Origin of the sequence: uncultured Thiodictyon sp., assembly GCA_903837595.1 — a bacterium.
Classification (GTDB): Bacteria; Pseudomonadota; Gammaproteobacteria; order Chromatiales; family Chromatiaceae; genus Thiodictyon.
Map to the genome: position 1 here is coordinate 1 of CAILVI010000131.1, position 14,945 is coordinate 14,945.

The 14,945-nt window shown below is 65.5% G+C and carries 9 protein-coding genes; 7 read left to right on the top strand and 2 right to left on the bottom strand.

The features are described from left to right. Nucleotides 1-198: 198 nt before the first annotated feature. The gene (locus tag QZY44_RS06935; RefSeq protein ID WP_295444120.1) at nt 199-1,998 is read right to left on the bottom strand and encodes a patatin-like phospholipase family protein; all 1,800 of its coding nucleotides are present in this window, start codon (nt 1,996-1,998) and stop codon (nt 199-201) included. Nucleotides 1,999-3,031: 1,033 nt separating this feature from the next. Here QZY44_RS06935 and QZY44_RS06940 point away from each other — a divergent pair. The 7 genes from QZY44_RS06940 to QZY44_RS06970 all read left to right on the top strand — a co-directional run bounded on the left by QZY44_RS06940 (nt 3,032) and on the right by QZY44_RS06970 (nt 12,460). Further along, complete coding sequence (locus QZY44_RS06940; RefSeq protein WP_295444123.1) at nt 3,032-4,360, top strand: carbohydrate porin; 1,329 nt, start codon at nt 3,032-3,034, stop codon at nt 4,358-4,360. Between the two features lie 290 nt (nt 4,361-4,650). Next, nucleotides 4,651-8,322, top strand: a complete 3,672-nt coding sequence (locus QZY44_RS06945; RefSeq protein WP_295444125.1) for a 4Fe-4S binding protein — start codon at nt 4,651-4,653, stop codon at nt 8,320-8,322. Nucleotides 8,323-8,335: 13 nt separating this feature from the next. Next, nucleotides 8,336-8,584 carry a hypothetical protein gene (locus QZY44_RS06950; protein ID WP_295444128.1) on the top strand — a complete coding sequence of 83 codons (249 nt, stop codon included), beginning with the start codon at nt 8,336-8,338 and terminating at the stop codon, nt 8,582-8,584. Further along, the gene (gene amrS, locus QZY44_RS06955; protein ID WP_295444131.1) at nt 8,581-9,558 is read left to right on the top strand and encodes an AmmeMemoRadiSam system radical SAM enzyme; all 978 of its coding nucleotides are present in this window, start codon (nt 8,581-8,583) and stop codon (nt 9,556-9,558) included. The genes QZY44_RS06950 and amrS overlap by 4 nt, the downstream gene beginning before the upstream one ends. 103 nt (nt 9,559-9,661) lie before the next feature. Continuing rightward, nucleotides 9,662-9,874 (top strand): hypothetical protein, encoded by a 213-nt coding sequence (locus tag QZY44_RS06960; protein ID WP_295444134.1) that lies wholly within the window; start codon nt 9,662-9,664, stop codon nt 9,872-9,874. Between the two features lie 10 nt (nt 9,875-9,884). Then, nucleotides 9,885-11,471 carry an AmmeMemoRadiSam system protein B gene (gene amrB, locus QZY44_RS06965; protein WP_295444137.1) on the top strand — a complete coding sequence of 529 codons (1,587 nt, stop codon included), beginning with the start codon at nt 9,885-9,887 and terminating at the stop codon, nt 11,469-11,471. A 104-nt stretch (nt 11,472-11,575) separates the two neighbouring features. Next, complete coding sequence (locus QZY44_RS06970; protein ID WP_295444140.1) at nt 11,576-12,460, top strand: alpha/beta hydrolase; 885 nt, start codon at nt 11,576-11,578, stop codon at nt 12,458-12,460. A gap of 73 nt (nt 12,461-12,533) precedes the next feature. Here the strand turns inward: QZY44_RS06970 and QZY44_RS06975 are convergent, their stop codons facing one another. Further along, nucleotides 12,534-14,804 (bottom strand): CHAT domain-containing protein, encoded by a 2,271-nt coding sequence (locus tag QZY44_RS06975; protein ID WP_295444162.1) that lies wholly within the window; start codon nt 14,802-14,804, stop codon nt 12,534-12,536. Nucleotides 14,805-14,945: the final 141 nt, after the last annotated feature.

Below are 14,945 nucleotides of genomic sequence, written 5' to 3' on the forward strand. Positions count from 1 at the left end.
GCTGCTGTGGCCTGCTGTATTTTTGCGTCTACAGTTGCCGCCGTCCCAAGAACGCCTGCTGATACGATGGCTTGGATCGCGTTGAAATTTGAAATATCAATCCAGCCGGGTCCCGACGGGTGAGGCCATTTGTCTTCTTTGCTGCCGGGGCCGGGGGCTCGGAGGGAAACCGCGGTCTCTTCCCCACTTGCGCCCCATTTACCCCTGCTGCTCGCCGGGACTCCATTTCAGGTTGCTCAGGCGACCGCGCTTGAGAAACAAGGGGTTGATAAACTTGAGATAGAGCCATAGCGGCACCGAGCCGACCGTCCGGGCGGCTACCTGCAGCGCGGATTTGGCGAGGTATACCGGTGTGCGCACAAACTCCAGGGCAGGATGCAGCTTGAGCAAGTAGGCCAGCACGCTATCGATCAGCCACAACCCCAAGCCGATTAGGATCGCACCCAGGACGATGGTACTGGTCAGCAAGGCGACGGCTTGCGGCCACAGTAGCCACAACGGTAAGACGATCGCCGCGACGAACGGGATCCAGAGCCCAGGTGAGAGCATCAATATCTTGCCGAAGGCCGCTTGGGCCGCGTGAAGCTGGCACAGATAATCCTCGGTGGGGTCCTGCGCCCATTTCTCGATGGCGAGGAAATCCCAACCGCCCCCAGAGACCGCCTTGGCATCCCGCACCCCCGGGCAGTCCGATTCCTTGCGGAGCGTCTCCAAGTGGCGCTTGCTCATCTTATAGCCGTTGAGCATCAAGGAATAGGCTTCGACCTCGGTGAAAGCGTCCAAATCGGTGCGTATTCTGGACAGGCAGTCTTGCACCCGCGGGTCAAAACCGAACTCGCCCGTTGTGACACTGATTATGTGATCGGGCGCCTGCTTTCCATCGCGGTCTATCCAAAAGGCTTCGCGCACGCCCAAGCCTTGCCGCAGATGGAAAAAGGCGACATTCTTCTTGCCAACCGACGCGAACAGGGTCAGCAGACCCTTGGTCCGGCTGCGGTCCTGCAAGATACTGCTGGTGCGGGCCAGCACCCGGGCCTTGCTCGTACTGGGGTCGTTCTCGGTTCCCATCTGCCCCGAGGCGTCGCTGACGACGAAGCAGGTGCAGCCGTTGTCTACCAAACCCTCGACGCCTTGGTTGTCGAATACCCCGCCATCGACCAACTGCACCCGCACCTCCTTGCCATCGTTGCGGTACAGCCCGCTGACGGCCAGCGGATCGAACAAGCCCGGCACGCAGGCCGAGGCCGCCACGGCATGCGCCATGGAGAAGTCTTGTTGGAGGGGAATCATGTCACCGTAAGAATCCGCCCAAACCAGCCGTAGCGGCTTCTTGTCGATGAGGCTGCGGAATTCGCGGAACGTCGCGGCGATCCCCGTGGCGTCCGACTCGCGCGGGGTCGGCTCGCCCATGGAAACGGCGGTGAATTCCCAGCCGCGTCCCGTGTTTAACGTGGTGGCATTGATCACCAGCATGGGAACCTTCGCCTGGCGGTCGGCGTTGCCGGTCTTCGGCCGAAACCCCGCCAGCGTCCCTTGAGCGACGCGCGGCAGGATTTTCAAGTCTTGCATACGGATGGGGTTTGCGTCATCGCTCAGGACCCCCCGGTAAATCCACCGCTCGTAGTAGTCGGCGATGAGGTCGCTGCGCGAGTAGCTCAACGAGAGCATCTTTAAGTTGGCCCTGAAGTCGGCGTAGACCGCCGTGCGGATGTTGTTTTCCGTCGCCTTCAGGAACGCCTGCTCGATCGCCTTGACGATGTCCACATAGTCTTGGTCGACGATCTGTTCGTCCGTCTTGGTTTCCAGCAGCTTCTTGACATGCAGGTAATACAGCGCCCCGATGATGGAGCCGCCCGACACCGTGGAAAGTGCTTCCACATGGCGCAACAGTCCCTGCTCGGCCATCTGCGCCAGGACGCCGATGTGGTAGAAGGATGCGCGCAAGCCGCCGCCCGAGAGGGCGAGTCCGAGTCGCTGGGGATTCTCTGCGTGAGCCATAATACTGCCTCTTCGTCTATTGCGTGTTGCGGTAATCGGACGACAGCCATAGGAAATCGGGGCCAGGAGATAGAGGAAACCGGGGCAGCCCAAGTTTAATTACGAGCGGATGCCGGCATTGGCAGCATCAGTAATAAAACGGGGTCGGTCTCCTATCACCTTGCAGGCCCTTGATGAACGTGCCGGCCAGCACTGCACCGTCATTGAGGTCACGAACACGAATTCAAAAGAGTCGCTCACTGCCCCTTATTTCGCTTGCAGGACACGCCGGCCATTTTTCTTTTTCTTTCTTGCCGAATGTGCTGCCACCATTGACGCCAGTTTACTTCCCAATAAGCCATGGTGCCGACTCGCTCCAGGACTATTCCGGCCGCCGCCACCCCATCTTCTTCGTTCTTGATTTATCGACGCTGCCACGCACAAACTCATGTGGATATGGGGAATGAAAGGCATCTTTAAATTTGCAGATGCATTATCCCCCAAAATAGACTCCATCGTGGTTTTTATTGAGCTCAGATTCTCGCGCGTCCCTCGTTTGCTATCATCGTGCATTTCCGGTTTAGGCTAGTACATGCATCACAACTCGTCAAGGTTCGGTGAAAAAATATGTCGCTGCTCTCTGGGGTCGCGCTGCGTTAAGGGAACTTTACATACGAGGCATTCAGCTGTGGAGTCATCCCGACCGCTGGCCGGCTGCGCACAGGTGCGCGGGGGGCGTACCCACCTGCTTGAGCTGGGCCGCATTCCGGAGCTCAAGCTTTGGCGGTCGCACGCATGATTGAAGGCGTACCGCAGCGTGCCCCCATCGGCAATCTCGACCGACGTCAATGCATGCGAGCTGGGCCATTGAGGGAATCTATGGGGCGGTTCTTGGCCGCTGGAGGTTGAACAAATCCCGGCCTGCGGTCATGCTGGACATCGCGTTGGCAGGCCGGCCGAGTCGGGCCTGACCTTGTCACAGCGCGGCCCCGTGCGACGGACCGCTGTCTCCCGCTAACCCTGTCCAGACGTGCCCATCAGGAGCGATCGGATCATGACCCAAGGCCCCCTTGTCCGTCTCGTCGTGCCTTTGCTTGTCGCCGGACTCGGCGCGGCGCCGCTCGCTGCGGCGGCCCCGACGAGCGCGACGACCGCGTTCCCGACTAGCGACTTCCTTACCGGGAGTTGGAGTGGGGTCCGCGATCGCTGGAAACAGCGGGGTTTTTCTTTCAACCTGAACTACACGACGGAGTCGCTCGGCAATGTCTCCGGCGGTCAGGTACGCGGCGGGACCTATGCCGACAACATCGCGTTGGACGTCACCTTCGACCTGCAACGGCTCCTGGGTATCCCCAACACGACCCTGCTGGTAAAGGGGTCGAAGCGTGATGGTGACAGTGTGTCATCGCGCTTCATAGCCCCGTCTTTTGGCGGCAATACCTTCACGGTCCAGGAACTCTACGGCGGCCAGAATGTCAAACTGGCTAATGTGCAGTTCACCACCAAGCTCCTGAATGACCGGCTGGACCTGGCCTACGGTCGGCTGATCGCCAACGATGATTTCCTACGTTCCGATCTCTATTGTCAGTTCGTCAACAACTCATTCTGCGGTAGTCCCAAGCCGGTCTTTCTCCAGAACCCCTTCACCTTCACGGCCTATCCGCTCGCCACGTGGGGCGCGCGGGTGCGCTATGATACGCCGTCCCGGGTATGGACCATCCAGGCCGCGGTCTATGACGGCGACCCGGAGTTCAAGAAGGGTAACCCGGCGAGCCGCAGCCACAATCCGCACGGTACCTCCTGGGGGATGGGGGATAATGGCGCAACCCTGGCCGGCGAGGTCCATTACCACGTCAACCGCGATTCGCTTCAGGCCCTGCCGGGCGTCTATAAGATCGGCGGTTTCTATCTGACCGGTCGCTACCAGAATCTGAATCCAATCGGACCGAACGACGCCACGGTGACCGGCGACGCCATGATCTGGCTGCTGGCCGACCAGATGCTCTACCGCCAGTCGCCCGGCAGCCCGCGGGGTCTCTCGGCCTTCGGGGCACTGGTTTTCAGCCTGACCGACAAGGCCAATCCGATGTCGAGCTATTACAACGTCGGGCTGGTCTACCAGGGTCTGTTCAACGCGCGTCCCCAGGATCGCACTGGGCTGGGGTTCACCACCGGCTGGTATGGCCACTCCTATAATCAGGGACTGCGGGCCACCGGGCAGCGCACCAGGAGCTATGAGGCGGTTATCGAGCTGAACCACCAGTTCGTCCTGGGTCATGGGATCAGCTTCCAGCCGGACCTTCAATACATCGTCAGGCCCACCGGGACCGGCACCATCCCCGATGCCTTCGCCGTGGGTGCCAAGCTTAGCGTCACGTTTTGAACGAAGGCGGCGGGCCGGGACATTTGCCCCGGCCCGCGCATTTATTGCGTCGGCGAGCGTTGGTGTGAACCGAGGTTCCGGATGGGGCGAATGGGCCTTGATCATAACTCCGGCCAGCGGCGATCGGTCCGCGCAGCGGACCCTACGGTAAGGCTGCGATCCGTAGGGTCCGCTGTGCGGACCAGCGGCCTCGCGGCTAGCACGGCGGCCGGGATTATGACCAAGGCCGGCGGATGCCCCGTCCGGCATTGAATGCGAATCTAACCCCCAATCCCTGACGAACCCCGACCGTGCCACGCCCACTCAGTCCACTGTTGGCCATCCTCGTGCTGGGCGCCTTTGCCCAGATCGCCCAGGCGGTGTTGATCCGCGAGGCGCTGGTGGTCTTCTACGGTAACGAGGTGAGCCTGGGGGCCTTCTACGGGAGTTGGCTGCTGTGGTTGGGGGCAGGCGCGGCGGCGGCTCTGAGCTGGGAGCGGCGCTGGGGGGAGCCTTGGACCTCGCCGCCTGCGGCCGTCGCGGCACTGCGCCTGATATTGTGCGGCTTGCCCCTGGTGCTGTGCGTCCAGGTGCTGGGCCTGCGCTCGGTGCGTTGGCTGCTGGACGTCTCCGCCAGTGAGTGGGTGCCCCTGGGTGACCTGTTTCTGACCCTGACCCTGGTGAATCTGCCCGGCGGGGTGCTGTTCGGGCTCGCCTTTGCGCTGACGTGTCGGGCACTCGCGATCGAGTGCGCCGGTCCCGGCGGCGCCGTGGCCCCGGTGGCGCGCGCCTATGTGGCGGACGCACTCGGGGCACTCCTGGGCGGGGTGGTGTTCACCTTCGTCCTGATCCGTTGGCTGGGGCCGGTCGCGGCCCTGGGTCTGGTGACTGCGGTCCTGGCCCTGACCGCCGGGTCACTACCGCGCCCGGGAGCGCCGGGCATCTGTGCGGCGCCTGAGCCTCGGCTACCCTGGGTACCCTGGATACTGGCCATCACCGGCCTCTTGGCGGTCCTGCCGCCCATTGCCCGGCCACTGGAACTGCGCCTGGAGCAGTGGCGCTTCGCGAGCCTGCAGCCGGGGATGGAACTCCTGGACTCGGTCGACACACCCTATGGTCATGTGGCGGTTGCCCGCCGGGGGCAACAGACCTCGGTGGTGGCGGATGGCCAGGTCCAGCAGAGCTTCCCGTTACCGCTGGAGGTGGAACGTCAAGCGGCCTATTTCCTCGCCCAGGCCCCGCTGCGGCCCCCGACTAGCGGGCGCGTACTGGTCCTGGGCGGCTATGCGGGCGGACTGGCGGCAGCGCTTTTGCGCTATCCGCTGGAACGCGTCGATCAGGTGGAGCAAGATTCGGTGGCGTTCGCGCGGGTGCGCCCCTTCCTGGCGGCGGCCGACCGCGCGGCCCTGACCGATCCGCATCTCACCCTGCATTTTGGCGATAGCCGGGGCTTTCTGCGCCGCCTCGCGCTCAGCTATGACCTGATCCTGTCACTGGATGCGACCCCCGCAACTGCGGCCGGTAACCGGCTATTCACCCGCGAGGCCTTCGTCTTGGCGCGCGCCCATCTCGCCCCGGGCGGGGTCTTCTGCACCCAGGTGAGTGCCGCCTCCAACTATGTGGGGCGCGCCGTCGGGGGCTATGCCGGCTCGCTCGATCGGACGCTGCGCTCGGTCTTTGCCACCGTTGTCCTGGTCCCCGGCAACCCATTGGTCCTCTGCGCTGGTGACCCCCCGGCGCGCTTGACCGAGGACCCGGCGGAGCTTAAGCGCCGCTATCTGGCGGCCGGGCTGCCGGAGCACCGTCTGCCGCCCGGGACCTTCGCGACCCTGCTGCCGGCGCAGGAGGTCGCCTTCCTGCATGCCAGGCTGGGCGATATCCGCACCAAGGCCGGGATCAATACGGATGCCCAGCCGCTGACCTACTACCTCAATATGGTCCTGTGGGGGCAGTTCAGCGGCTCGGGCCTGGTCGACGCCCTGGAGCGCCTGCAACGGCTCGGACCCTGGCCGTACCTGGTCCCACCCCTGCTGTTCGTGGTGCTCTGGCTGGTGCGCGCGGGGCTGGAGGGCGGGGGACGGCCGGCGCCGCGCCGCGGCGCTGGCGTCTTCGCGCTGGCGGTTCTGGGGTTCATCGTCATGGCTGGACAGCTCGCACTTCTGTTCAGCTATCAGGCCCAGGTGGGGCTGGTCTTTGAACGCATTGCCCTGTTCAATGGGCTCTTCATGGCGGGGCTTGCCTTGGGCGGCGGTGCGGTCCGACCACTGGCGGCCGGTCCGCGGGCGGGGTTGGCCCTGCTGGGGCAGATGGCCGCCGTCGCCGCAGGCCTGCTCCTGCTACCCTTGATCTTGGACGGGCTGGCGTCCCTGGTTGATGGCGCCCGGGAGGCGGGCTATCTGGCGCTCACCCTGGTCCTCGGGTGGCTGGCCGGGGCCGGTTTTACACTGTGCGTTGGTTTCGGCCAAGACCAGGACGGGTCGGCGCTGCGCAGCGGGGCCTTGGCGATGGCGGCGGACAGTCTGGGCGGGGCACTGGGCGGGCTCGTCACCGGGGCACTGATGGTGCCGCTCTTGGGGGTGGACGCGACCTGCCGGGTCCTCGCGCTGGCTGCGGTCCTGGCCCTGATTCCTTTGGGGGTTGCGTGCCTGATGTCGCCGTCTGCGGCGGGGCCGCGCGGGCGGGGAGTCCCATCCTTTCCTTGGCCCGGGCTGGGTTGGGGGCTTGTCTATGGTCTCCTGCTGGTCTATGCCTGGTCCGTGTCGCCGTGGCAGACCGCCCCTGCGCCGCAGGTGCGTTTCGACCCGGAGCGACTGGCGCAGGTCAGCGGCTCGGTGGGATTCACCTTGGCGCAGCTCCCATTCGTCCACTATCTTGGTCGTCATGGGGGCGAGTCCGAGCCGCAGACTGTGACCCTGGCGAGTGCCGCGACGGGGCCTGGGGCCACCGGCTTTGCCGGGCCGATCGAGCTGCTGCTCGCGATCGGGCGCGACGGGGCGCTGCGCGGGGTGCAGTATCTGGGCTCCCGGGAGACGCCGTCCTACATTGCCGGGATCGAGACCTGGCTCTTGGGGTTGCGCGGTACCGATCTGTCGCGGGCGCCGCTCTCACTGGAACGGGTCGATGGGCTCAGCGGGGCGACCCTGACCAGCCGGGCGGTCCTCGCGACCATCAATAGCGCCGCCCGCCGCGGGACCGCGGCCGCCTTCGGTCAGGCCGTGCCGCCCGCGGCGGCGGGGGCTCAGGGTGGGCCGGATTGGGGGCTCTATGCCACGGGTCTGCTGTTGATCCTCTGCTTCCCGGTCTATCTGTTCGGGGGCGAGCGAGCGCGGCTGCTCTTCCAGGCGCTCACCCTGTTGGTGTTGGGGGTCTGGCTCAATGCACCGGTCACCGAGCTGGACCTGGTCCAATTGAGCCAGGGCCAGGTCGCAACACTGCTCGGCAACCCCCAGCGCCTGCTCCTGCTCGGCTTCATTGCGGTAAGCTCGCTCCTGTTCGGGCAGGTCTGGTGCGGCTATCTGTGCCCCTTCGGCGCACTCCAGGAGTTCGCCTCCCATCTGGGGCGGCGGCTGGGGCTTCGCAGCTACCCTGAGCGGTCACTGGAGCAGGCGGCCCGCTCTCTCAAGTTCCTGCTGCTGGCCGTGCTCCTGGTCCTGGTCTGGACCACGGGTGAGAGCGCCTGGGCGACCTTCAATCCTATGCAGCACTGTTTCGGCAGCCGGTTCGGGGGGTGGATGTTGGGGCTCACCAGCGCGGTGCTGGCCGCCTCCCTGGTCTATTATCGGTTCTGGTGTCGCTACCTCTGTCCCCTGGGTGCCTTCCTCGCGCTGGGCAACAAGCTCGCCCTGTTGCAGCGCCTGGCCCCGCCGCGGCGCTTCAGCCACTGTGACCTGGGGGTCAAGGGTGAGTACGACCTGGACTGCATCCGTTGTCAGCGCTGCCGGTCGGGACTGGATACCCAGGTTGGTCGCCGGCCATCACGATGATCGAGAGACTTTGATGAACATGCCGATGAGACGCCGGCAGACCCGCGAGTTGCGCTTCTTGGGCTGTCTCGCGTTGTCCGGGGTGCTGATCGCACTGTACCTGGACCAGGCCCTGCGTCTGACTGCCCATACTGGCGGCGGGTATCGGGTGATCGATACCCAGGCCGTGACGCGGCGGATCGAGTCCGGGGAGCTGCGCGACCGGGAGGCCGCCTGGTACCGCCCGTCCACCCCGGACGAGACGGGTGGGCATCCCCCGTGAGCACCGTCACCTGCGAACTCTGTCCCCATGCCTGCGTCATCCCCGAAGGGGCGGCGGGGGACTGCCGGGTCCGCGTCAACCTGGGCGGGCGGCTGCGCGCCACCACCTATGGCCGGCCCTCCGCCATCCATGTGGACCCGATGGAGAAGAAGCCCCTCTATCACTTCCACCCAGGTTCCTCGGTGTTTTCGCTCGCCACCGCCGGGTGTAACCTGCACTGTCTGAACTGCCAGAACTGGCAGCTCTCCCAACGCGGCGGGGAGGAAATGGAGGAGGTCTACCGCGCCGACCCGGCGGAGCTGGTGGCGGCGGCCCAGCGTGAAGGTTGCCGATCACTCGCCTATACCTATTCGGACCCGATCGTCTGGTACGAATATGTGGAGGATACTGCCGCACTGGCCCATGCGCAGGGCCTCACGAATGTCTTCGTGACCGCCGCCTATATCAACCGGGCGCCGCTGCGCCGTCTCTGCCGGGTGCTGGACGCCACCAACGCGGATCTCAAGGCCTTCGACGACGGCTTTTATCGGCGGGTCAACGGCGCCACACTCAAGCCGGTGCTCGATGCACTGGTGACGTTTCGGGAGGAGGGGGTCTGGACCGAGTTGACCAACCTGGTGATCCCGACGCTCAACGATGACCTGGCCATGATCCGGCGCATGGCCCGCTGGATCGTCGCCGAGCTGGGGGCGGACACCCCGTTACACTTGAGCCGTTTCCATCCCGAATACCGGATGCGCAACCTGCCGCCGACCCCGACCGAGACCCTGCGGACCGCCCGCAGCGCGGCGCGGGAGGCCGGTCTAAACTATGTCTACATCGGCAACGTCATGGGCGATGAGGGAAACTCCACCTACTGCCCGCGCGACGGCACCCTGCTGATCGGGCGCAGCGGCTTTGTGATCACCCATAACGCGCTGACGGCGCAGGGGCGTTGCCCAACCTGTGATGAGCCGATCCCGGGGGTGTGGTAGGAGCGGCCCCCCGGCCGCGACGGGTTGCCGCAAGGGCGATGGCCGCAATTGTGATCAAGCCCGTCGGTGCCAGTCTGTCGACGAACAATGAAGAGGTCTGCATATGAACGTGAATGAAAGCACATGCAGTAGCGATCAGAAGCTGCCGGCCAGCGGTCGGTTGCGGCGGCGCTTCCTCGGCGGCTGCGCCAGCCTGCTCGGGGCCTGGGGCCTGGCGGCGGCGACCGTGGGCCGCCAATCCGCTCCGGCCGCCGGGCCGCGCGAGCGGGCGCTGTGCGCAGCGGATTTCTATCGACCCCACCACTTGGCCGGCTGAGGAGACCACCATGGAACTCGATCTGATTGCGGCAATGGGCCGGCTTTTGCCGGCGCTCGGGCTGGCCTGCGTGGCGGTGACATCCCACGCGGCCGGGAGCTTGCGTGCGAGCGCCCTGGCCGGGGCCTGGTACCCCGCGGACGCGGCGGCACTCAAGGCGCAGGTGGATGGCTTCCTGTCCGCCGCCCGCGGGAGCGCCTCGGCCGGGGCCATCCGTGCGCTGATCGTCCCCCACGCGGGCTATGTCTTCAGCGGACCGACCGCGGCTGAGGGCTATTCCTTGGTCAAGGGCCGGTCCTATCGGCGGGTGCTGGTGCTCGCGCCCTCGCACTATAGCGGCTTTCGCGGCCTGTCGGTCGATGCGGTGGATGCCTACCGCACCCCCTTGGGCGACGTGCCCTTGGACCTGGAGGCGATCAAGCGACTGCGCGCCTCGCCGCTGGTGCGTGCGGACGCCGATGCCCAGGCCCAAGAACACAGCATCGAGATCCAACTCCCGCTGCTGCAACGCGCCCTGGCGCCCGGTTGGCGTCTGGTACCGGTCCTGGTCGGACAGTTGATCGGCGATGACGACCGTGCCGCCGCCGAGCTGCTTCGCCCACTGGCGGACGACGATACACTGGTGGTTGTCTCCAGCGACTTCACCCACTATGGGCCGCGCTTCGACTACCGGCCTTTCCTCCTGGATGGGCGCACCCCCGCGCGACTGAAGGAACTCGACGAGGGCGCCATCGCGCGCATCATGGACAAGGATGCGGCGGGTTTCCTCGCCTATCAGGGGCAGACCGGGACCACCATCTGCGGCTATCGACCGATCGACATCCTGCTGCGCCTGTTGGGGCCGCGGGCGCGGGTGGAGCGCGTGGCCTATACGACCAGCGGGGCACTGAACGGCGACTATGAAAACTCGGTGAGCTATGCGGCCCTCTCGGTCACCGATCCGGCGCCGCTGTCGGCGGCCACCACCAGGCCCGACGCGGTACCGGCCGCCGCTCCCCCAGCCGGCGCTCCCCCAGCCGGCGCGCTGTCGGAGTCTGACCTCAAGGCCTTGCACCGGCTTGCTATCCTCTCACTGGACAGCGCCGTGCTCGGTCCTTCAGCGGAGCGCGAGGCGGCCACCCGCGAGGCCGTTGCCGCCCTGCCGGGCCACCTGAAGGCGCCCGCCGGTGCCTTTGTCACACTCAAGAGCCATGCTGAACTGCGTGGTTGTATCGGCACGATCGAACCCATTGAGCCCCTATATCGTGCGATCATGGACAACAGTGACAATGCCGCGCGCCGCGACCCGCGCTTCAACCCGGTGAGACCGTCCGAACTCGCCGGCCTGGAGGTGGAGGTCAGTGTACTGACCCCACCGCGGCCCATCGCCTCCTGGGAGGAGTTCAGAGTCGGGGAGCACGGCATCATCCTGAGCAAGGGCGGGCGCCGGGCGCTGTTCCTGCCGGAGGTCGCGACGGAGCAGGGGTGGACGCGGGAGGAGACCCTGTCCTACCTGGCTCGCAAGGCCGGCCTGGCGGCGGATGCCTGGCGCGAGGGGGCGCAGTTCGCGGTCTTTACCACCACCAAGTACACGGCCCCTTATCCAGCGGGACACTGAGCCCGCAACCTCCCCGCGGCGGTCGCGCCTTGCGACCGCCGCGGGCGGGCCTTTTCTGGTCCCAGGGCGCGGCGCCAGACCACCTCAAACCACACCGGATATTCATGGAACTCACCCCACTGCAACGCATGACTCTGCCCTGCGGCCCCCTGGCCTACCGCCAGACGGGGAGCGGCACCCCACTGATCCTGATCCACGGCTGGCGCGGCGCCTCCAGCCACTGGCAAGACACCCTGAACTCGCTGGCGGATATCCGCAATGTCAACGCCATCGACCTGCCCGGTCACGGTGAGACGCCGCCTCGTCGGGATCAGCTCACCACCGAGGGCCTGGCGCGGCTGGTCATGGACTTTGCCGACCAGTCGGGGCTTGAACGGTTCGACCTGGTCGGACACTCCTACGGGGCGGCCGTCGCGGTCGCCATCGCCGCCCAGTGGCCGGCGCGCGTGCGCCGGGTCGTGTTGAGCAGCATGGGCGCCGCCCGCAGTGACCTGGAGCAACAGGCGCTGACTCAGACCCACGCTTACATGAATATGACCCTGCCGTGGTGGCGGCCCTGGTTTGCCCTGATGAGGCCTTGGCCCGGGCCCTGGCAGCCCTGGCTCGACTGGATGAGCGGCGAGCCGACGATGAGCCGGGCCATTGCGGGGCCCTTCCTGCGGCAACTGCCCGCGGACGATGCGGTGGTCAGCGAGGGCGTGCGTGAGTTCCTGAACACGGACCCGCTCTCCGCCATGGAGGTCGCAATCGAAGCGGCCAGCCCCACCTTCGCGTCCGTGCTCGCCAAGATCATCGCCCCCGTCCTGTTGCTCAGCGGCGACCACGATCTTGTCATGCCCGCCGACGGGGTCGCGGCCCTGGCCGTGCGCCTCAAGGATTGCCGTACCGTGATGTTCGCCGACTGCGGGCACATGCCGATGATCGAGTGGCCGGAGCGCTTTCACCGTGAGCTGCGGGGCTTCCTGACCGACGGCGAGGTGGTCGCGTAACGGCCGATTTCCGGTGCGCACGCATGATAGGGTGGAGCCGGGTATAAGGCACCTGGCGCCGTCACTCAGGGGCTCAGTCTGCCTTACCGATCAACTGGAACGCCGCCCAATATAGCGGGTGGGGGAAGTGGTTCCTGGTGGCCAATTGTGCCTGGCGCAGGGCCTGCGCCTTGTCGGTTTCGGCGAGACCCGCGTAGAAGGCCAACATCAGCTCGGCGGTGGCCTGATCGTCCACCTCCCACAAACTGGCGACGATCGAGTGCGCACCGGCATACAGAAGGCCCCGGCCAAGGCCGACGACATCGTCACCATTGGTAATCTTCCCCAGGCCCGGCTCACAGGCCGACAGGGTGACCAGGTCCGCATTCAGACGGATTGAATAGAGCTCGCCGACGGTGAGCACACCATCGTTCTGCGCATCCTTGGCGAGATAGAGCCCCGAGGCCAGGGGGGCGTCGGCCTCAAAACGACCGTGGCTGGCAATGTGAATCCGTTGGTAAGCAGGCGCGAGCTTGCGGAAATTGGTTTCGGAGGCCTCTTGCCGCAACAGCAAGCGGGCCTCGGCAAACCGCTTGCTCACCGCGCTTGCCTCCTCGCCCGCGAATGACAGGTCCAATTGCGGATCGCCAAGATCGGGGTTGCCCAGGGCCAGCAATGAGGCCTGGGTGCCGACCGGCGCGGACGGCAGGAATTTGAGCACCGAGGTGCTGGGCAGAAAGTACAGGGCATAGTGATCCACGAGCTGAGTCCCGTCGCTTGCCCGCAAAGCGGCAAAGGGCAGGTAGTGCAGTACCCCGTGGGCGACCACCAGCACCCGCCGCGGCGCACCCAGCAGCGTCTCCAGCGGTTGCCAGAGCCGGGCATAAAGACGCTCGGCCACCGCTTGCCAGGCCGTGCCCTCCCCCGCGGCGATGGCCTTGCGTAGCCCCAATACATCCTGTTCCAGCCCGCGTCCGGTAAGCCTGACGGCCTGTACCTGGCCCTCTTTCACGACGAAGGCATAGCACTCGTCGCCAAAATAATAGTACTCGACGAGCACCGTGCCGGCCGGTAACAGTGAGGCAATCTCAGCGACCGGCGTGTTGCCGACGCGGACCAGCGTCGCCAATTCCGGAGCGGCCTGGCTCAGTTGCTGTTGGGCGAGGCCCAGGTTTCGCTGCTGGGGGTCGGAGTCGCCGGCCCTTGGGGCCTGTTTTTCCAACAAGGCCAGGTCCGTTGCATTGATGTCGGTGAGCGCCTGGCGAACCGGTCCCGAATCGGCTCCCGGGCCGGCAAAATCGGTCTTGGCGGCCAGCAGGTCCACCAGAGCCCGGGACTTGGCGCGCTCGACGACCGCCAGCGGCTGCGCGGTCAACCCCTGGCGGATCAGGATGCTCACCAGTTGGCCATAGACGGCCTGCTTGTCCCCGACGAAACCGATGCGACCGGCCTCGGAGGCGATGGTCGAGCGCCGTTGTTCGATGACTTCGATGGCCTTCTTGAGCAGCTCCGTCGCCCGGTCCAGATCGCCGTCGGCGACGGCGATGCGCGCCCGGTCATAGAGCACGATCCAGTAGACTGTACCGAACTGGGTGAGCTGTGGATGCTGGAGCAGTTCGTCATAACCGCGTTTCGCCGCTGCGGTCTGACCGGTTTCGAACAGGCCCTTGGTGCGAATGAAAAAACGCGGCAGGTCCTGAAAGGTGGGGTCGTAGTGTGCGGTGAGCTGCGGGCTGACAGCCGCGGCCGGATCGGTGATGCTGCGCAAGGCCCCCGGGAAGTCATTGAGCGCCATCTGGATGCGCGCGATGGCGGTGAACTTTTCCGGGCCGAGATTGCTCAGCTTGAGATCGACCGCACGGATTTGCGCGATGCTGCGTTCGGCCTCCTTGTGCTTTCCGGTCAATGCCTGGGCGACGCCCAGGATGCCGCTCAACTGGACCTGCTGATAGCGATAGAAGTTCTGATCCTTCTTGAGGCGGGTCAGGGCCGAGTTGGCCCGACGGATCGCTTCATCGTACAACCCTTGGTCGAGGGCCACGGCACTACGGATAATCTCCGGATAGATCGAGAGATCACCGCCAAAGGCGGACGTATCGCCGGTCGCGAGCCGTTGTTCGAGCAATGCGAGCGCGCTGCCGGCACGCTGGTAGCTGCCGACCTGATAATAGGCACCACTCAGCATCATCAAGCGGAAGCTGGAAACCTCCTGCCCCTCCTTGACGAGCGGAGCCAGTGCGGAAATCAACTCATGGTGCTTGCCCTGCTGGGCCAGACTGCTGAGTTCGATATCAGTCATCGCCGGCAGTACCGGCGAGCACAGCCCAAGCCCGATCAGCAATAGGTAGTCGCGCAGCGTTTTCATAGGATGTGTTCCCACTCACGAATGCTGTGACTTCATCTCTAGGCGGGTCGGGGCATTCGCCCCGTCCCGCACGCAGATGGCCGCCTCATCGCTCTACCGCAAGACCCAACCCGGTTTGACCTTTCCCAACACCGCGTTGAC

Coding starts and splice junctions, on each gene's coding strand:
- QZY44_RS06935 (WP_295444120.1), bottom strand. CDS start 1,998: ATGGCTCACGCAGAGAATCCCCAGCGACTCGGACTCGCCCTCTCGGGC.
- QZY44_RS06940 (WP_295444123.1), top strand. CDS start 3,032: ATGACCCAAGGCCCCCTTGTCCGTCTCGTCGTGCCTTTGCTTGTCGCC.
- QZY44_RS06950 (WP_295444128.1), top strand. CDS start 8,336: ATGAACATGCCGATGAGACGCCGGCAGACCCGCGAGTTGCGCTTCTTG.
- QZY44_RS06960 (WP_295444134.1), top strand. CDS start 9,662: ATGAACGTGAATGAAAGCACATGCAGTAGCGATCAGAAGCTGCCGGCC.
- amrB (WP_295444137.1), top strand. CDS start 9,885: ATGGAACTCGATCTGATTGCGGCAATGGGCCGGCTTTTGCCGGCGCTC.
- QZY44_RS06970 (WP_295444140.1), top strand. CDS start 11,576: ATGGAACTCACCCCACTGCAACGCATGACTCTGCCCTGCGGCCCCCTG.
- QZY44_RS06975 (WP_295444162.1), bottom strand. CDS start 14,804: ATGAAAACGCTGCGCGACTACCTATTGCTGATCGGGCTTGGGCTGTGC.